We start from the raw sequence: 19,081 nt of genomic DNA, 5'->3' as shown, positions 1-19,081 counted from the left end.
TCCACAATTCTATTTCCGTACCACTGACGTAACTGGCGCAATCCAATTACAAGAAGGTACTGAAATGGTTATGCCAGGTGACAACGTTGAAATGTCGGTTGAGCTTATTCACCCAATCGCAATGGACCCAGGTCTACGTTTTGCGATCCGTGAAGGCGGCCGTACAGTTGGTGCTGGTGTTGTGGCTAAAGTAACCCTATAATATAAAAAGTTAAAAATACAAATCGGTGGCAAAAGTTGCCGATTTGTACGTTAGGTCAGTAGTTCAATTGGTAGAGCGTCGGTCTCCAAAACCGAATGTTGGGGGTTCGAGTCCCTCCTGGCCTGCCATTTTTTTAAAAAAAAGCTTGATGCTGGTTAAACTGTCATATAATAAATCGCGAAGCCTACGACGAGTACAAAAATGTCGAATGATAAATCGCGTGACGCATTAAGCGAAGCGCCAATTCCACAAAGAAATAATCCTGTTGAAGTTGTCCATTCTGGTTCCCCTATAGATATAGTTCTATGGGTTATCGCATTGATTTTATTGATTGGTGCGGCTATGGCGGGGCAATACTTGCCAGCCTATTGGGCGCCTGCCAACAATATAGGTGTGCTTGTTGGTGTGATTTTGGCTTGTGTCGTCGTGGCTTTAGGTTTATTATACGCCACCCATCAAGGCAAAGCTTTTGTTCGTTTATTGAAAGATGCGCGAGTAGAGCTGCGTCGTGTGACTTGGCCGACTAAGCAAGAGACGGTGACCACATCTTGGCATGTTCTTGCAGTTGTTGTAATCGCATCGATTGTTTTATGGTGTTTTGATTACATTTTAGGCTGGTTAATGAAGTTTATTATCGGGTAAGAGAGCTATGAAACGTTGGTACATTCTTCATGCCTATTCAGGTTATGAAAAACAAGTGATGCGCTCACTTAATGATCGAATCCAGCGTAGCGCTGTAGCCGATAGCTTTGGTGAAGTCCTCGTTCCTACTGAAGAAGTGGTAGAGATGAAGGATGGTAAGAAGCGTAAATCAGAGCGTAAATTCTTTCCAGGCTACGTATTAGTTGAAATGGAAATGAATGACGAAACTTGGCATCTTGTGAAAGAATGTCCAAAAGTGCTCGGATTTATTGGTGGTACGGCTGAAAAACCGGCTCCAATTACGCAAAAAGAAGCAGATGCGATTCTTGCGCGTGTACGTAATACGGGTGAAGCACCTCGTCCTAAGACGATGTTTGAACCGGGTGAAGAATTATTGGTTATTGATGGTCCATTCACCGACTTTAAAGGTGTGGTGGAAGAAGTTCAATACGAGAAATCTCGTTTGACACTAACGATTAATGTATTTAATCGACCAACCCAAGTAGAACTCGAATTTCGTCAAGTCGAAAAAGCGAACTAATATAAGTTGGTTGAAAAACGCCCAATTTGTCATGAATTGGGCATTGTTGTTGTAACAGTATTGTTGCATAAATAGCATTGGGGAGCCTAGCGGCGTTTGTACCCAGAGGTAATTTGAAATGGCTAAGAAGATTGATGGCTATATCAAGCTGCAAGTTCCAGCTGGTAAAGCAAACCCTTCTCCACCGATTGGTCCTGCACTAGGTCAACGTGGTGTGAACATCATGGCATTCTGTAAAGAATTCAATGCTGCGACACAAAAAGTTGAAGCTGGTCTACCAATTCCAGTTGTGATTACTGTGTATAACGATAAATCGTTCACATTCATCATGAAAACTCCACCTGCTGCGATTCTTCTTAAGAAAGCTGCCGGTATCCAAAAGGGTTCAGCTGTACCCAACAAAACTAAAGTTGGTACATTGACTCGCGCTCAATTGGAAGAAATTGCGACTACTAAAGAACCAGATTTAACTGGTGCTGATTTAGACGCACGTGTACGTACCATTGCTGGTTCTGCGCGTTCTATGGGCTTGGAAGTGGAGCTATAAAAATGGCTAAATTAACTAAACGTCAAAAAGCCATTGCTTCTGCTATTGAAGCTAACAAAGTTTATACTTTGGAAGAAGCAGTACAAGTTCTAAATGATCTTCCTGCTGTTAAATTCAAAGAATCTTTGGATGTTTCAGTAAACCTTGGTGTTGATCCACGTAAATCGGACCAAGTGGTTCGTGGTGCAACTACACTTCCTGCAGGTACCGGTAAAACTGTACGTGTTGCTGTGTTTGCTCAAGGCGCTGCTGCTGAAGCGGCTAAAGCTGAAGGCGCGGACATCGTTGGTTTTGAAGATCTTGCTGAAAGCATTCAAGCGGGTAACCTTGACTTCGACGTAGTAATTGCAGCTCCTGACGCTATGCGTGTTGTTGGTAAATTGGGTACGATTCTTGGGCCACGTGGCTTAATGCCTAACCCTAAAGTCGGTACTGTAACGCCTGACGTAGCAACTGCAGTTAAAAATGCAAAAGCTGGTCAAGCGCGTTATCGTGTAGACAAAGGCGGTATTATTCATGCTGCGATTGGTCAAGTTGGCTTTGATGCTGCTGCGATCCGTCAAAACATTGAAGCGCTTGTAGTTGACCTTAAGAAAGCAAAACCTGCAACGTCTAAAGGCGTTTACATCAAAAAGATCACTTTGAGCTCTACTATGGGTCCTGGTCTAACAATTGATGTGGCAAACGTTTCGCTTTAAGTCTTAACTTAAAACAGAATTTTAAAGCCCTGAGTGAATTTTAAAGTACTGCTTTGAAATTTACGCAAGCAAAACCCTGTATTGGGTTGCTTGCAAGCTTAGGCGTACTTTGAATTGATAAATATTAATTTATCAGCGTCAAAGACCTCAGGCGAGGGTGGTTTTCGAACCGCAATCTTAAAAAACCAGCCTGAGTAGACGCGGTGGTGTGATTTATTCCTCCTCCGCGTGTAAGTCAGTATTGGCTTACGAATTGGGAGTGCACTTGTTTGAGTGCATAAATCACCGTTAGGAGGTTTTACAGTGGCTCTACATTTAGAGAACAAAAAAGAGATCGTTGCTGCAGTCAATAAAGCTGCCAGCACTGCTTTCTCTGCTGTTGTTGCCGACTATCAAGGTTTGAACGTTAGTCAATTGACTCAACTTCGTGTTCAAGCTCGTGAGTCAGGTGTTTACGTTCGTGTTGTTCGTAATACTTTGGCAAAACGTGCGTTCGAAGGTACTCAATTTGATATCTTGAACGAAACTTTGACTGGTCCAACAATCATTGCTTTATCAACTTCTGCAGACGATATGGGTGCAGCTGCACGCTTGTTCGAAGAATTTGCTAAAACTAACAAATCATTTGAATTAAAAGCTGCCGCATTTGATGGCAAAGTTTATTCAGGTGATGAAGTTAGCGTTATCGCAAATCTTCCGAACCAAGAAAAAGCGCTCACTATGCTTGCATCTGTTCTTCAAGCTCCTATTTCGAAATTGGGTCGCTTACTTACAGCGCTTCAAGAGAAAAACGAGTCAGAAGCTGTTTCAGCTTAAATCTACTTTCACACCATTCAATACCCATTTGGAGTTACTCTCATGGCTTTAACAAACGAAGAAATCCTAAACGCAGTTTCTGAAAAAACTGTTCTTGAACTTGTTGAACTTATTTCTGCTTTCGAAGAAAAATTCAACGTATCTGCTGCAGCTGTTGCTGTTGCTGCTGGTCCTGCTGCTGCAGCTGTTGAAGAACAGTCTGAATTCAACGTTGAGTTGACTTCTTTCGGCGCAAACAAAGTAGCTGTAATTAAAGCAGTTCGTGAAGTTACTGGTCTTGGCTTGAAAGAAGCTAAAGATTTAGTTGAAGGCGCTCCACAACTTGTTAAAGAAGCGATTTCTAAAGAAGATGCTGAAGCTCTTAAAACTAAGCTTGAAGCAACTGGTGCTACAGTTACTGTTAAGTAATTGGGCGAGGGGTCTAATTTTAAATTAACCCCAAAAATTGGCTGATGGCTCTTGGGTCATCAGCCTTTTTGCGTTACAATTATCGGCTCGATTTTTGTTTGGTTGATGCTTAAAGCATCGATTTTTATGAAAAGTCAATAATATCAAACTTTTATCAATATTTTTTCATATTTGAAAATATTGCTAAGCGTTTTAATACCACTAAGAATTGCAGCATTTGTAAAAAGTGGTGGCCATATCGGCCTGTGTAATTCCTTCTAGGCTCGTTCTGCAGGCGAGCTTAGTTTACTTTCCGAGGACTCCAGATGGCATACTCATATACCGAAAAGAAACGGATTCGTAAGAATTTTGGTAAATTGCCTAGCGTCATGGATGCTCCGTACTTGCTCTCGATTCAAGTCGACTCGTACAGAACATTCTTACAAGATGGCAAAACTCCAAAAAACCGCGAAGATATCGGTCTCCAAGCCGCATTTCGTTCAGTTTTTCCTATTGAAAGTTATTCTGGCAATGCTGCTTTAGAATTTGTTGAGTATAGCCTTGGTAAGCCTGAGTTTGATGTACGTGAATGTATTTTACGTGGTTCAACTTATGCAGCACCAATGCGCGTAAAAATTCGCTTGATCATTAAAGATCGCGAAACCAAATCAATTAAAGATGTGCGTGAGCAAGAAGTTTACATGGGTGAAATGCCACTCATGACCCAAAATGGTACCTTTGTGATCAATGGTACTGAGCGGGTAATCGTATCTCAATTACACCGTTCACCGGGTGTATTCTTTGACCACGATAAAGGCAAAACCCACTCTAGTGGTAAAGTGCTTTATTCAGCACGTATTATTCCTTACCGTGGTTCATGGTTGGATTTTGAATTCGATGCAAAAGATTTAGTCTTTGTTCGTATTGACCGTCGTCGTAAATTACTTGCGACTGTGGTGCTACGCGCATTGGGTTATAGCAACGAACAAGTCCTCGACATGTTCTATGAAAAAGTTCCAGTCTATCTAGACATGGGCAGTTACCAAATTGACCTTGTGCCTGAACGCCTGCGCGGTGAAATGGCTCAATTCGACATTCTCGATGCTGACGGCAAAGCGATTGTAGAACAAGGTAAGCGTATCAATGCACGTCACGTCCGTCAAATGGAAGCATCTGGTCTTACCAAATTGCCAGTTCCTGATGAATACTTGTATGAGCGTATTGTTGCTGAAGATGTGCCTTTACGTGATGGCGAAGTGATTGCTGCAAATACAGTGCTCAATCATGAAATTATGGTGAAATTGGCCGAAGGTGCAGTTAAGCAATTTAACATTCTGTTCACCAACGACATCGACCGTGGTTCTTTTGTAGCAGATTCTCTACGTGCAGATACGACTTCTGGTCGTGAAGAAGCATTGGTTGAAATCTACAAAGTGATGCGTCCAGGCGAGCCACCAACTAAAGAAGCAGCTGAAAACCTATTCAACAACTTGTTCTTCTCATCTGAACGTTATGACTTGTCTCCAGTGGGTCGTATGAAGTTCAACCGTCGTTTGGGTCGTCCTTACGAAGTTGGTACAGATCAGAAATCACGTGAAGTTGAAGGTATTTTATCGAATCACGATATTACCGATGTGCTTAAAACACTGGTTGAAATTCGTAACGGTAAGGGTGAAGTCGATGATATCGATCACTTGGGTAACCGTCGCGTACGTTCAGTGGGTGAGATGACTGAAAACCAATTCCGTGTTGGTTTGGTTCGTGTCGAGCGCGCAGTTAAAGAGCGTTTAAGTCAAGCTGAAACAGACAACTTGTCTCCGCAAGATTTAATCAATGCCAAGCCTGTTGCTGCAGCAATCAAAGAATTCTTTGGTTCAAGCCAATTGTCTCAGTTTATGGATCAGAACAATCCATTGTCTGAAATTACACACAAACGTCGTGTATCCGCACTTGGACCCGGTGGTCTAACGCGTGAACGTGCAGGTTTTGAAGTACGTGACGTACATCAAACCCATTACGGCCGTGTTTGTCCAATTGAAACGCCAGAGGGACCAAACATTGGTTTGATCAACTCGCTTTCAGTGTATGCCAAAGCCAATAACTTCGGTTTCTTAGAAACACCGTATCGTAAAGTGATTGACGGCAGCGTCACCATGGATATCGAGTATTTATCTGCGATTGAAGAAGTGGGTACTGTTATTGCACAGGCCGATGCCAGTCTAGATAAAAACGGTAAATTAACAGAAGAATTCGTATCGGTACGTCATCAAGGTGACTTCGTACGTATGCCGCCTGAAAAAGTGACGCATATGGATGTGTCTGCTCAGCAGATCGTCTCAGTTGCTGCTTCACTGATTCCATTCCTTGAACACGATGATGCCAACCGTGCACTCATGGGTTCAAACATGCAACGTCAGGCTGTACCGACGTTAATTGCGGACAAGCCACTTGTTGGTACCGGTATGGAGGCCAACGTAGCACATGACTCAGGTGTATGTGTTCTGGCTAAACGTGGCGGTCGTATTGAGTTTGTTGATGCCTCACGTGTGGTTATTCGTGTAAACGAAGAAGAAATGATCGCCGGTGAAGCAGGTGTAGATATCTACAACCTGATCAAATATACCCGTTCAAACCAAAACACCTGTATTAACCAAAAAGTTTTGGTGAAAATTGGTGACAAAGTTGGTCGTGACGACGTATTAGCAGATGGTCCATCAACAGATGGCGGTGAATTGGCACTCGGTCAAAACATGCGCGTTGCGTTTATGACGTGGAATGGTTACAACTACGAAGACTCGATCTTACTCTCTGAGCGTGTACTTCAAGAAGACCGTTTAACCTCTATTCATATTCAAGAATTGTCATGTGTTGCACGTGATACCAAGTTGGGCGCAGAAGAAATTACTGCCGATATTCCTAACGTGGGTGAAGCTGCACTGTCTAAATTGGATGAATCAGGTATCGTGTATATCGGTGCTGAAGTGACTGCTGGTGACATCTTAGTCGGTAAAGTAACGCCTAAAGGTGAAACCCAGTTAACACCAGAAGAAAAATTGCTTCGCGCAATCTTTGGTGAAAAAGCTGCAGATGTAAAAGATTCGTCTTTACGTGTTGCCTCAGGTGTTAAAGGTACGGTAATTGATGTGCAAGTGTTTACGCGTGATGGTCTTGAAAAAGACGAACGTGCACAAGCAATTGAAAAAGCACAACTTGATGCATACCGTAAAGATTTAAAAGAAGAGTTTAAAATCTTTGAAGAAGCAGCACGCGAACGTATTATTCGCCTGTTGAAAGGTCAAGAATCCAATGGTGGCGGTAGCACCAAACGTGGTGACAAACTGGTCGAAGATGTATTGTCTGGTTTAGAGCTGGTTGATCTACTTGAAATTCAACCAAGTGATGAAGGCATTGCTGAACGCTTGACACAAATTCAAGTCTTCTTGAAAGAAAAAGGCATTGAGATTGACGAGAAATTTGCAGAGAAAAAACGCAAACTTTCTACAGGCGATGAGCTAACAACTGGTGTATTAAAAGTTGTTAAAGTGTATTTGGCTGTAAAACGTCGCATCCAGCCGGGTGATAAAATGGCCGGTCGTCACGGGAACAAAGGTGTGGTTTCAAACATCTTACCTGTTGAAGACATGCCACATGATGCCAACGGTGTACCGGTGGATATCGTTTTAAACCCATTGGGTGTACCTTCACGTATGAACGTGGGGCAGATTCTTGAAACGCATTTGGGTATGGCTGCAAAAGGTCTTGGCGAGAAAATCGACAAGATGTTGCAAGAGCAACGCACCATTGCTGAACTCCGTTTGTTCTTAGATAAAATCTATAACAAAGTGGGTGGCGAACAAGAAGATCTTGATAGCTTAACCGATGATGAAATCTTAACACTGTCGAAAAACTTACGTGGTGGTGTGCCTTTGGCCACGCCAGTATTTGATGGTGCAAATGAAGATCAGATTAAAGAATTACTTGAGCTTGCGGATATTCCACGTTCAGGTCAAACAGTATTGTTTGACGGACGCACAGGTGAACGTTTCGACCGTCCAGTGACCGTAGGTTACATGTACATGTTGAAACTGAATCACTTGGTGGATGACAAAATGCATGCACGTTCAACCGGTTCTTACTCACTGGTAACACAACAGCCATTGGGCGGTAAAGCACAATTCGGTGGTCAGCGTTTCGGTGAGATGGAAGTCTGGGCATTAGAGGCTTATGGCGCAGCATATACGCTACAAGAAATGCTGACGGTTAAGTCGGATGACGTTGAAGGTCGTACTCGCATCTACAAGAATATTGTCGATGGTAACCATCATATGGATCCGGGCATGCCTGAATCGTTCAACGTATTGACTAAAGAGATCCGTTCTTTAGGTATCAACATTGAACTGAAAAATGGTGACTAAGCGTTAAGCTTGTACCGAATTTCAGGTAGAACACAATATTTGTGACCCAGTTGGGGAGTGAGAGCTCCCTGACACACGGAGAAAAAAATTGAAAGACTTGCTCGATATCATGCGCAAAAAGACGGATTCAGACGGTCACGCTCCAGTAGAGTTTGATCGCATCCGTATTGGTCTTGCGTCGCCAGAAATGATTAAGTCATGGTCTCACGGTGAAGTTAAAAAACCTGAAACCATTAACTATCGTACCTTCAAACCGGAACGTGATGGTTTGTTCTGTGCCAAAATTTTTGGTCCAGTAAAAGATTACGAATGCTTGTGTGGTAAATACAAGCGTATGAAATACAAAGGCGTCATTTGTGAAAAATGTGGCGTTGAAGTAACTACGGCCAAAGTGCGTCGTGAGCGTATGGGTCATATTGATCTTGCGTCACCTGTTGCACACATCTGGTTCTTGAAATCATTACCATCCCGTATTGGTCTACTTTTAGATATGACTTTGCGTGATATTGAACGTGTATTGTATTTCGAATCATACGTTGTGACTGATCCGGGTATGACTCCAATGGAGAAATACCAACTTCTAAATGATGAAGAATACTTCACCGCATTAGAAGAACACGGTGATGAATTCAGCGCGAAAATGGGTGCAGAAGCGATTCAAGATTTGTTGAAAGACATCGATCTTGAAAACGAAATCTCGCGTCTTCGTGAAGAAATTCCACAAACAACGTCAGAGACCAAGCTTAAAAAAGCATCGAAACGTCTGAAGTTGATGGAAGCATTTAAAGAGTCGAACAACAAACCAGAATGGATGGTGTTAACGGTACTTCCAGTACTACCACCTGATCTTCGTCCGTTGGTTCCACTTGAAGGCGGTCGTTTTGCTACGTCTGACTTGAATGACTTGTATCGCCGCGTGATTAACCGCAACAACCGTCTAAAACGTCTGCTTGATCTTTCAGCGCCGGACATCATCGTACGTAACGAAAAACGTATGTTGCAAGAGTCTGTAGATGCGTTGCTTGATAACGGTCGTCGTGGTCGTGCGATTACCGGTTCAAACAAACGCCCGCTTAAATCTTTGGCCGATATGATCAAAGGTAAGCAAGGTCGTTTCCGTCAGAACTTATTGGGTAAACGTGTCGATTACTCTGGTCGTTCGGTGATTACCGTAGGCCCGACTTTACGTTTACATCAGTGTGGTTTACCGAAGAAAATGGCCTTGGAATTATTCAAACCATTTATCTTTGCAAAACTACAAGCCTCTGGTCAAGCCACTACGATTAAAGCGGCCAAGAAAATGGTCGAGCGCGAGACTCCAGAAGTTTGGGACGTTCTTGCTCACGTAATTCGTCAACATCCTGTAATGTTGAACCGTGCGCCAACACTTCACCGTTTGGGTCTTCAAGCATTTGAACCGACCTTAATTGAAGGTAAAGCCATTCGTTTGCATCCCCTCGTTTGTGCGGCATTTAACGCCGACTTCGATGGTGACCAAATGGCGGTTCACGTACCATTAACCATTGAAGCGCAGTTAGAAGCGCGTGCGTTAATGATGTCGACCAACAATATTTTGTCGCCAGCCAACGGTGAACCAATCATCGTACCGTCGCAAGACGTGGTCTTGGGCTTGTATTACATCACCCGTGATGCAATCAATGTTCAAGGTGAAGGGATGGTCTTTGCAGACACCGATGAAGTGAACCGTGCTTTGGCAACGGGTCAGGTGAACTTGCATGCGCGCGTGAAAGCTCGTGTTCATCAAACAGTGATTGATGAAGATGGTAACCGCGAACATCAAACCATTATTGTAGATACGACGCCAGGTCGTTGTTTACTGTGGGAAGTTGTGCCTGAAGGTATGGACTTCCAACAAATTAACGTTGAGATGACCAAAAAGAACATCTCGAAATTAATTAACTCGTGCTACCGTAAATTGGGTCTAAAAGATACCGTTATCTTTGCCGATCAATTGATGTATTTGGGCTTCCGTCAAGCGACGCGTTCAGGTGTATCTGTTGGTATGGAAGATATGGTTATTCCGCCAACCAAATATACGATTATTGAAAAAGCGGAAACTGAAGTTCGTGAAATTGAACAACAGTTCGAGCATGGTTTCGTAACTGCGGGCGAGCGTTATAACAAAGTGGTCGATATTTGGGCACGTACCAATGACCAAGTTGCCAAAGCAATGATGGATAACTTGTCTTTTACCACTGTTAAAAATAAACAGGGTGAAGATGAGAAGCAAAAATCATTCAACAGTATCTACATGATGTCTGACTCGGGTGCTCGTGGTAGTGCTGCGCAGATTCGTCAGTTGGCAGGTATGCGTGGTTTGATGGCGAAACCAGATGGTTCGATCATTGAAACCCCAATTAAAGCCAACTTCCGTGAAGGTTTGACAGTACTTCAGTACTTCATCTCAACCCATGGTGCACGTAAAGGTTTGGCCGATACCGCACTTAAAACAGCGAACTCAGGTTACTTGACTCGTCGTTTAGTCGATGTGGCACAAGATTTAGTGATTACTGAACCAGATTGCGGTACTTTAAGCGGCTTAGTGATGACACCATTTATTCAAGGTGGTGACATCATTGAAAACCTTGGTGCTCGCGTATTGGGTCGTGTGGTCGCTGAAGATGTGAAACGTGTCGGTTCTGATGAAGTTCTTCTGCCACGTAATACGTTAATTGACGAAAAACTCGCAAACTTCATTGAAGAAGCGGGTGTCGATGAAGTGAAAGTACGTTCAGTCGTAAGCTGTGAATCGACTTTCGGTGTCTGTGCGAAATGTTATGGTCGTGACCTTGCTCGTGGTCATCAGGTAAATCCTGGTGAGTCGGTGGGTGTTATGGCAGCGCAATCAATCGGTGAGCCGGGTACTCAGTTAACCATGCGTACCTTTCACGTCGGTGGTGCAGCAAGTCGAACATCTGCGGCCAACAGCGTACAAGTACGTAACAAAGGTACAGTGCGTTTCCACAATGTAAAAGCTGTGGAACACATCAAAGGTCATTTGGTATCAACCTCACGCTCTGGTGAGATTGGTATTGCCGATGATTTAGGCCGTGAGCGCGAACGTTATAAATTGCCATACGGTGCCTCTATCTTGCTAAAAGATGGCGAAGCAGTAGCGGCAGGCGGAATCGTAGCAAAATGGGATCCGCATACACATCCATTGGTTACCGAAGTTGCCGGTAAAGTACGTTTCAGCCAAATCGCTGATGGCGTAACCGTGACTTCAAAAACCGATGATGCAACGGGCATGACCACGATTGAAATCTTACCTGTGACTTCACGTCCAGCGTCAGGTAAAGATCTACGTCCTGCAGTGGTATTGGATACTGTCGATGGCGGTGAGCAATTCTACTTCTTACCACAAAACACTATTCTTTCTGTGCGTAATGGCGAGAAAATTGGTGTGGGTGATGTTATCGGTCGTGTACCACAAGAAACTTCACGTACCCGTGATATTACCGGTGGTCTACCACGTGTAGCGGATTTATTCGAAGCACGTAAACCGAAAGAACATGCAATCTTGGCTGAAATTTCAGGTGTTGTAAGCTTCGGTAAAGAGACCAAAGGTAAGAATCGTTTAGTGATTGCACCAGATGATGGCTCTGAGATTTACGAAGAGTTGATTCCAAAATGGCGTACCATTAACGTCTATGAAGGCGAGCATGTGAACCGTGGTGAGACTGTATCTGACGGTCCACAAAACCCACATGACATCTTACGTCTAAAAGGCGAAGTGGCGTTGACCAACTACATCGTGAACGAAGTTCAGGACGTTTATCGTCTACAAGGTGTAAAAATCAACGACAAACACATCGAAGTGATTGTGCGTCAAATGTTGCGTAAAGTTGAAATTACCGATGGTGGTGATACTAGCTTTATTAAAGGCGAACAAGTGGATTACATCCGCATGGTTGCTGAAAACCAAGCTGTACTTGCGCAAAACAAGTTCCCAGCGAAGTATGAACGCCAGTTAATGGGTATTACCAAAGCATCGCTTTCAACTGACTCGTTTATTTCTGCGGCATCGTTCCAAGAAACAACGCGTGTATTAACTGAAGCTGCGGTAACGGGTAAAGAAGATGATTTACGCGGTCTGAAAGAGAACGTGGTTGTAGGTCGTTTGATTCCTGCCGGTACCGGTCTTGCTTATCATTTAGAGCGTCGTCGTCAAGAAGCAGAAGCTGCTGAACACGAACTCGTGAATGACTTTAGTGATGTTGATCAAGCCTTGAGCCAAGCATTTAACGAAGAATTCTAATTCTGACGTTGAATATCTAAAAAAGACGCCTGCGGGCGTCTTTTTTTAGGTCTTTTGTTATTGCTGTGCTAAAAGCCTTTGCAGTGACTTCGATTGTTCCTATAGTGAAAAGAGCAGCTTTAAATTACTGATTCAGCGTAATTAAAATCATCAATAAAAGATGTGGAGATCATTTAAAATGAAAAACTTGAATAAAATTTTAACCCTTGCTGCTTTGAGTATCTTTAGCAGTGCGGGATTTGCTGCACCTTTACCGCACACTATTGTGGTGCAAGATAAAGCCGTAGTGCCTGTGTTAAAGACCGAAGTTATTCGTACCATCAAAGGTCAGGCGCCTGTTCGTCAAGTGGCGGCCACCATTTTTGAAGTGAGCAATAAAGGCAAAGATATTATTGCCCGTGAAGTATATTTAGAAGACAATCAAACACAATTTTCAGAAAAAAAGCTAGCTGTTCCTGTTTTACAAAAGGGCAGTGTGATTGTTCCGACTTCGAAAATTGAAGTCGCTACAAAGCTAACACAGCAAGGCCAGACCTTGGCTGAACGTAAGGAAATCTCTGCTGAAGGCGTTGAGTTTAAAGAAGGGCAAGCGCCGGTGCGTCGTGGTTTAAAACTTGATCAGGAAAGTCATATGGGAAGTCCTGCCAAGGTTTCGCATGCGGTGTTAAGCGAGAATGGTCACACAACCAAAGATGTGGTGATTTTATCAAAACCTGAATAACCTCTGAGTGTGTGAAATTTTCTTTGATTATTAAGTATTTTTTACAAAATACTGCACTTTAGCTGTAGCTTGTAACATTTCCTATGGAGTATTTTCACAGAATAAGCATAAGCTAAAGGGAATGATCACAAGGGGAAATGATATGAAAAAGTTAATCAGCATGGTAATGGTTGCCGCAGTATCAACCGTTATGTTGGCAGGTTGTGAAAGTATGTCTGCTAATGACCAACGTGTTGGCGCAGCAGCTTTAGGCGGCGCGGTTGGTGGTGGTTTGGGTAATAATCTAGGCGGTGGTGTGGGTGCGGCCTTAGGTGGTGGTGCTGGTGCAGCCGTGGGCAGTAAAGCACAAAATGGTTCTAATCGTAACGCAACCTATAGTGGTGTGGGCGGTGCAATTGGTTCAGCGGTAGGTAAAAGTATTATTGGTGGCAATGCCGGTGCAGCCATTGGTGGTGCAATCGGTGGTGGGGCAGGTGCCACTATCGAAAATAAAAAACGTTAATCGCTTAATAGATTAGTTAAAGCGCTTGTTGATCAAGCGCTTTTTTAATGCCAGAACATATTGAAAATTAAAATATCAGCTTAAAATGATAATGTTATGGCTATATTTTTAAGCTTTAAAATAACCCTAACGGGTAGGGCTTAAATCAGTTTTAATCTTCCGGCAGGGGGCTGGATTTAATACTGATAAGCAGGAATGTATTAATTTTTTCACGATGTCGCTATTTTAATCAGCTCAGCTTAGATTTTGCATACTTGGATACGCGTTGTTTAGCTGAACAATAAAATGGCCTTGTGTGCAAGATTCAAAATAAAAACTCAGCGCTTATGATGTGTCACCGATGGATCGTTCAGCTGCTGTCGCCGCAGTTTTCATTTGGTTAGATCCAGCTGTGCTTTGGTTCAGCTGCAATATTGCTATTGAATTCTGATAAAATGCCTTTTTTCCCGATTTTCGATTCACTATGTTTGCAATTATTGCTGCTATTGTTGTTATGTTTGGACTCTCGCTAGCACGAGTCCCTGTGGTTTTCTCCTTGGTGATTGGGGCCGTTACAGGCGGCCTACTGGCAGGTTTGGGTCTGCATGGCACCATGGAGGCATTTAATAATGGCTTAGGTGGCGGGGCAAAAATTGCCCTGGCATATGGGGTATTGGGTGCATTTGCGCTGGCTTTGGCGCGTTCAGGTTTACCTGATCTATTGGCCTATAAGCTGATCACCACCTTGAAAGGTGATAGCAATGTTAAAGCGCAAAATAAAGTAAAACTGCTGATTTATGTCACGCTAGTCTTGGCGGCCATCTCTTCTCAAAACCTGATTCCGGTGCATATTGCTTTTATTCCTGTGCTGATTCCACCATTATTGGCAGTGTTTAATCACTTGCATCTAGACCGTCGTGCCGTGGTGTGTTTATTAACTTTTGGTTTGTGCGCCACCTATATGTTAATCCCTGTCGGTTTTGGGGCGATTTTCCTCAATGATGTCTTGGGGCAAAATATCAATACCTTTGGTAAGCCGTATGGCTTTCAGATCACTTATGATCAGATTCCCAAAGCCATGATGATTCCAGTGTCAGGGATGTTTTTGGGCTTATTGGTGGCGGTATTTATTAGCTATCGTAAACCGCGTTATTATGCAGATATTCCAATTGAAGGAACGACGCAGCGTATTTCAGGTGAAGTCTCAGAAGATAAAAACACTCAACCACAAATTGCAAAATTTACCTTATATATGGCCGCTATTGCCGTGATCAGTACGCTGATTGTGCAGCTCTATTCTGACTCGATGATTTTAGCCGGTTTAATTGGTGTGGCGATTTTAAGTTTTGCCGGTATTTTTAAATGGAAAGAAGCCGATGATGTGATTATCACCGGTATGCGCATGATGGCATTGGTGGGCTTTATTATGATTGCCGCGCAAGGTTTTGCCTCCGTGATTGAGGCGACCAATCAAGTGCCGGCTTTGGTCGAGGCTTCTGTACAGTGGATTGGCAACAGTAAAGGCTTGGCGGCATTTTTAATGCTGTTGGTGGGTTTATTAATTACCCTTGGCATTGGCTCTTCATTTTCAACCGTGCCTATTTTGGCCATTATCTATGTGCCTTTATGTATTCAATTTGGTTTTAGTCCTTCTGCCACCATCGCCTTGATTGGTACAGCGGCTGCCTTAGGTGATGCCGGTTCTCCTGCTTCAGATTCAACGCTTGGACCAACAGCGGGTTTAAATATGGATGGGCAACATGACCATATGAAAGACAGTGTGATTCCGACCTTTTTACACTTTAATATTCCCCTAATGATTTTTGGTTGGATTGCGGCAATGGTGCTTTAATTTAAATCGATATTTTCTCTATTTGATTTGAATTTTATATAATATGAATACATGTATTTAAAATAGATGTTTAAAGATTAATAGATGTATTTAAAATAAATGTTTAATAGAATAAAACCAAGTTATACACTCGGAATATAATAAATTTTTTGATTAACTCGGTTGATTATAAAACCAACCGAGTTGGTCTACTTAAAATAAATAAATAATATTATCAATAACTTAATAATAAATAAATTTATTATTAATTTCTGGCTATTGCATATTAACTACACTCATGTTTATTATTAATTAATGTTTTATTTTTGTTGTTATTATTCTTCCAAAGGTTTTATAAAATGTTAAAAAAATTAGCTTTGATTGCATTAATGGGGATTTCTGCTTCAACGATGGCCGGCGGTTGGCAAGTAAAAATGGGTGCTTCTGCAATTGCACCCACCAGTGATTTTAATTTAGCCGGTGTAGGCGTGGTCAAAGCGGATAGTGAATTAGGTTTTACACCATCCATTGAATATTTCTTTGCCGATACACCATTTTCAGCAGAGTTATTGTTGGCTGCGCCAATTAGCCACGATATTGCAATTGATGGTGTAAAGGCTGTCAAGATTAAACATTTACCACCTACGCTTACCGTGAAATATAATTTTAAAAATGCCACTGGTTTTACTCCATATGTGGGGATTGGTGGGACTGCATTTATTTCATGGGATGAACAGAGCACAGGTCCTTTGGCAGGCACAGAGATTAAAGTAAAAGAGGAATTTGGTCTTGCCGGTCAGTTGGGGTTTAATTTTCAACCTGCCGATGCAAAAAACTGGGGTGTGTTTGTAGATGTGCGTTATGCAAAAATAAGCCCAGAAGTAGAAGTGAAAGGGGTCACGACATTTGACTTAGACATCGATCCAATTATTTATACACTGGGTTATAGTTACAAATTCTAAGATAACAATAAAAATAAAGAAACAGCGCAAAACCCCATCGTTAAGATGGGGTTTTTTTATGGTTAAACTTACAAGAACTTATAGAGATGCAGCATATTAATACTGTCTAAGCTGGAATATTTTGGTTAAGTTGAAAATAGAAAATAAATTAAAAGAGAACACGGGTTATGAGAGTATTGCACCTATTCGCTGGGGTGGTTTTGAGCGTATTGGCCACATCAAGTTATGCGGCCAGTTTTAATTGTGACAAGGCGCGTACGGTCACCGAACATGCCATTTGTGACACCCGCGCCGTAAATGATGCCGATGTAAAAATGGCCACGACTTTTTATATTATTAAGCGTCTCGTACCGATGGGTACCCGCGGTGTCATTCAAGATGAACAAGTGAAATGGTTACAGCTACGTGATCAGTGTGGTCATTCAATTCGTTGTTTAAGCGAAGTCTACCAAATGCGCCAACAGAAACTGGATATTTATATGGCGCGGATCTATGAACAAGGGCCTTTTTAAAAAAATGATTTTTTTGCTATTGAAAACTGTGCGCATCAGACCAATTCATTAAGCATGCAAGATATAGCGTTTAATGGGTTAAGGAGCGATTAATGAGCGAACAACACACACAAAAACATAGTTTTCAGGCAGAAGTGGCGCAGTTATTACATTTGGTCACGCACTCTTTATATTCAAATCCGGAAATTTTCTTACGTGAATTGATTTCCAATGCTTCAGATGCCTGCGATAAACTGCGCTTTGAAGGGATTAATCATCCTGAATATTATGAAAATGATCCGGAGCTGCATGTCCGTGTCAGTTTGGATAAAGAACATAAAACCTTAACCATTTCTGACAATGGCATTGGTTTAACCGAACAAGAAGCCATTGATAACTTAGGCACTATTGCCAAATCAGGCACCAAAGACTTTGTCTCTAAATTATCCGGTGATCAAAAAGCCGATGCACAATTGATTGGTCAGTTTGGTGTCGGTTTCTATTCTGGCTTTATCGTGGCTGACAAAATTACCGTAGAGTCTCGTCGTGCCGGTGCAGCCGCTTCTGAAGCTGTACGCTGGACAAGTACCGGAACAGGTGATTTTGAAGTCGAGCAGATTAGCAAAGCCTCGCGCGGTACCGACATCATCTTACACTTACGTGAGGATGCGCTGGACTATTTAGAAGCCAGTAAAGTTAAGCAAATTATTAATAAATATTCAGACCACATTAGTTTGCCGATTGAAATGCAAAAAGAAGTTTGGCAAGCCGATGAAGCAGCAGAAGGTGAAGAGGCTGCAACAGGCGGTCAGATGGTCAAAAGCGATGCATGGGAAGCCATTAACTCGGCCAGTGCGCTGTGGACACGCAATAAAAATGAAGTCACTGACGAGCAGTACATTGAGTTTTACAAGAACTTAAGCCACGACTATGAAGCTCCACTGGCGTGGGCGCACAATCGCGTGGAAGGCAGCACCGAATATACGCAATTATTGTATGTGCCAAGTAAGGCGGCGCACAATATTTTTACCCGCGAAGCCAAGGCGGGAATCAAGCTGTATGTCAAACGCGTGTTTATTATGGATGAAGCGGATAATCTCATTGCAAATTATTTACGCTTTGTACAAGGCGTGGTCGACAGCGCTGATTTACCGCTTAACGTAAGCCGTGAACTGTTGCAAGAGAGCCGTGATGTCAAAACCATTCGTGAAGGTAATACGCGTCGTATCTTGACCATGCTCGATGGTTTAGCGAAATCTGAAGACGAGCAAGATCAAGCCAAATTTAAACAATTCTATGCTGAATTTGGCTCAGTGATTAAAGAAGGTTTGGGTGAGGATATTGGCAACCGTGAACGTATTTTAAAACTCTTACGTTTCTCTACCTCAAGCAATGATGAGGTTTCAACCTCACTGGTCGATTATAAAGCGCGCATGAAAGAAGGGCAAAAAGCCATCTATTATGTAACGGCAGACAGTCTGATGGCAGCCAAAAATTCACCTCAATTGGAACTGTTTAAGAAAAAAGGCATTGAAGTGCTATTGATGGCCGATCGCGTGGATGAATGGGCGATGGAATTCGTGCATGAGTTTGATGGTACAGCCATGCAAAATATCGCCAAAGGTGCAGTCGATTTGGGTGATTTACAAGATGCCGAAGAGAAAAAGGCATTAGAGGCAGCGGCTGAACAATTTAAACCTGTGGTTGAAAAACTCTCAAGCTCACTTAAAGATAAAACCAAAGAAGTGCGTGTCACGACGCGTTTGGTAGATTCTCCTGCATGTTTAGTCACCAGTGAAGGGGAACTTTCACCGCAGTTGATGCGCATGTTAAAACAAGCCGGCCAAGCCATTCCAGAAAGCAAACCAATTTTGGAAATCAATCCAGAACATCCTTTGGTGAAAAAACTGGAAAGCTCTACGCAATTTGATGATTTGGCGCATGTGATTTTTGATCAAGCGCTGATTGCTGAAGGTGGTTTACCGGAAGATCCTGCGGAATACTTAAAACGAATCAATAATTTGTTGTTAAAATAACCGCATATTTTAAAATATCAAAAAACCTCCTG

The 19,081-nt window shown here is 42.6% G+C and carries 15 protein-coding genes and 1 tRNA gene; all 16 read left to right on the top strand.

Annotated elements, in window-relative coordinates; all coding sequences use genetic code 11:
• Positions 1 to 202 (top strand): EF-Tu C-terminal domain-related protein (locus SE27_RS01045; protein ID WP_039620085.1); only part of this gene is annotated, 202 nt, incomplete at its 5' end.
• A 52-nt stretch (positions 203 to 254) separates the two neighbouring features.
• A tRNA-Trp gene (locus tag SE27_RS01040) sits at positions 255 to 330 on the top strand.
• 73 nt (positions 331 to 403) lie between these two features.
• Positions 404 to 844, top strand: a complete 441-nt coding sequence (gene secE, locus SE27_RS01035; protein WP_039620084.1) for a preprotein translocase subunit SecE — start codon at positions 404 to 406, stop codon at positions 842 to 844.
• Between the two features lie 7 nt (positions 845 to 851).
• Entirely contained in the window at positions 852 to 1,385 is a 534-nt protein-coding gene (gene nusG / locus SE27_RS01030; RefSeq protein ID WP_039620081.1) for a transcription termination/antitermination protein NusG, read from the top strand.
• A gap of 118 nt (positions 1,386 to 1,503) precedes the next feature.
• Positions 1,504 to 1,932 (top strand): 50S ribosomal protein L11, encoded by a 429-nt coding sequence (gene rplK, locus SE27_RS01025; RefSeq protein WP_039620079.1) that lies wholly within the window; start codon positions 1,504 to 1,506, stop codon positions 1,930 to 1,932.
• 2 nt (positions 1,933 to 1,934) lie between these two features.
• Positions 1,935 to 2,630, top strand: a complete 696-nt coding sequence (gene rplA, locus SE27_RS01020; protein WP_039620078.1) for a 50S ribosomal protein L1 — start codon at positions 1,935 to 1,937, stop codon at positions 2,628 to 2,630.
• A gap of 303 nt (positions 2,631 to 2,933) precedes the next feature.
• A complete protein-coding gene (rplJ, locus tag SE27_RS01015; RefSeq protein WP_039620076.1) occupies positions 2,934 to 3,446 on the top strand; it encodes a 50S ribosomal protein L10 in 513 nt (170 codons plus the stop codon).
• 42 nt (positions 3,447 to 3,488) lie between these two features.
• A complete protein-coding gene (rplL, locus tag SE27_RS01010) occupies positions 3,489 to 3,854 on the top strand; it encodes a 50S ribosomal protein L7/L12 (protein WP_039620074.1) in 366 nt (121 codons plus the stop codon).
• A gap of 305 nt (positions 3,855 to 4,159) precedes the next feature.
• A complete protein-coding gene (gene rpoB, locus SE27_RS01005) occupies positions 4,160 to 8,248 on the top strand; it encodes a DNA-directed RNA polymerase subunit beta (protein WP_039620073.1) in 4,089 nt (1,362 codons plus the stop codon).
• 88 nt (positions 8,249 to 8,336) lie between these two features.
• Entirely contained in the window at positions 8,337 to 12,527 is a 4,191-nt protein-coding gene (gene rpoC, locus SE27_RS01000) for a DNA-directed RNA polymerase subunit beta' (RefSeq protein WP_039620070.1), read from the top strand.
• A gap of 178 nt (positions 12,528 to 12,705) precedes the next feature.
• A complete protein-coding gene (locus SE27_RS00995; protein ID WP_039620069.1) occupies positions 12,706 to 13,248 on the top strand; it encodes a hypothetical protein in 543 nt (180 codons plus the stop codon).
• A gap of 142 nt (positions 13,249 to 13,390) precedes the next feature.
• Positions 13,391 to 13,750, top strand: a complete 360-nt coding sequence (locus SE27_RS00990; RefSeq protein WP_039620067.1) for a hypothetical protein — start codon at positions 13,391 to 13,393, stop codon at positions 13,748 to 13,750.
• A 463-nt stretch (positions 13,751 to 14,213) separates the two neighbouring features.
• A complete protein-coding gene (locus tag SE27_RS00985) occupies positions 14,214 to 15,581 on the top strand; it encodes a Na+/H+ antiporter family protein (protein WP_039620065.1) in 1,368 nt (455 codons plus the stop codon).
• Positions 15,582 to 15,919: 338 nt separating this feature from the next.
• Complete coding sequence (locus tag SE27_RS00980; protein ID WP_039620063.1) at positions 15,920 to 16,522, top strand: OmpW/AlkL family protein; 603 nt, start codon at positions 15,920 to 15,922, stop codon at positions 16,520 to 16,522.
• A 167-nt stretch (positions 16,523 to 16,689) separates the two neighbouring features.
• Complete coding sequence (locus SE27_RS00975; RefSeq protein ID WP_039620061.1) at positions 16,690 to 17,034, top strand: lysozyme inhibitor LprI family protein; 345 nt, start codon at positions 16,690 to 16,692, stop codon at positions 17,032 to 17,034.
• Positions 17,035 to 17,126: 92 nt separating this feature from the next.
• The gene (gene htpG / locus SE27_RS00970; RefSeq protein WP_039620059.1) at positions 17,127 to 19,049 is read left to right on the top strand and encodes a molecular chaperone HtpG; all 1,923 of its coding nucleotides are present in this window, start codon (positions 17,127 to 17,129) and stop codon (positions 19,047 to 19,049) included.
• Positions 19,050 to 19,081: the final 32 nt, after the last annotated feature.

This window comes from Acinetobacter harbinensis (assembly GCF_000816495.1).
GTDB lineage: Bacteria > Pseudomonadota > Gammaproteobacteria > Pseudomonadales > Moraxellaceae > Acinetobacter > Acinetobacter harbinensis.
The sequence above is the reverse complement of the archived record's forward strand: the minus strand, read 5'-3'. Positions and strand labels throughout refer to the sequence as shown.

Coding starts and splice junctions, on each gene's coding strand:
- SE27_RS00995 (WP_039620069.1), top strand. CDS start 12,706: ATGAAAAACTTGAATAAAATTTTAACCCTTGCTGCTTTGAGTATCTTT.
- SE27_RS00985 (WP_039620065.1), top strand. CDS start 14,214: ATGTTTGCAATTATTGCTGCTATTGTTGTTATGTTTGGACTCTCGCTA.
- SE27_RS00990 (WP_039620067.1), top strand. CDS start 13,391: ATGAAAAAGTTAATCAGCATGGTAATGGTTGCCGCAGTATCAACCGTT.
- SE27_RS00975 (WP_039620061.1), top strand. CDS start 16,690: ATGAGAGTATTGCACCTATTCGCTGGGGTGGTTTTGAGCGTATTGGCC.
- nusG (WP_039620081.1), top strand. CDS start 852: ATGAAACGTTGGTACATTCTTCATGCCTATTCAGGTTATGAAAAACAA.
- rpoB (WP_039620073.1), top strand. CDS start 4,160: ATGGCATACTCATATACCGAAAAGAAACGGATTCGTAAGAATTTTGGT.
- rplK (WP_039620079.1), top strand. CDS start 1,504: ATGGCTAAGAAGATTGATGGCTATATCAAGCTGCAAGTTCCAGCTGGT.
- secE (WP_039620084.1), top strand. CDS start 404: ATGTCGAATGATAAATCGCGTGACGCATTAAGCGAAGCGCCAATTCCA.
- rplL (WP_039620074.1), top strand. CDS start 3,489: ATGGCTTTAACAAACGAAGAAATCCTAAACGCAGTTTCTGAAAAAACT.
- rplA (WP_039620078.1), top strand. CDS start 1,935: ATGGCTAAATTAACTAAACGTCAAAAAGCCATTGCTTCTGCTATTGAA.
- SE27_RS00980 (WP_039620063.1), top strand. CDS start 15,920: ATGTTAAAAAAATTAGCTTTGATTGCATTAATGGGGATTTCTGCTTCA.
- htpG (WP_039620059.1), top strand. CDS start 17,127: ATGAGCGAACAACACACACAAAAACATAGTTTTCAGGCAGAAGTGGCG.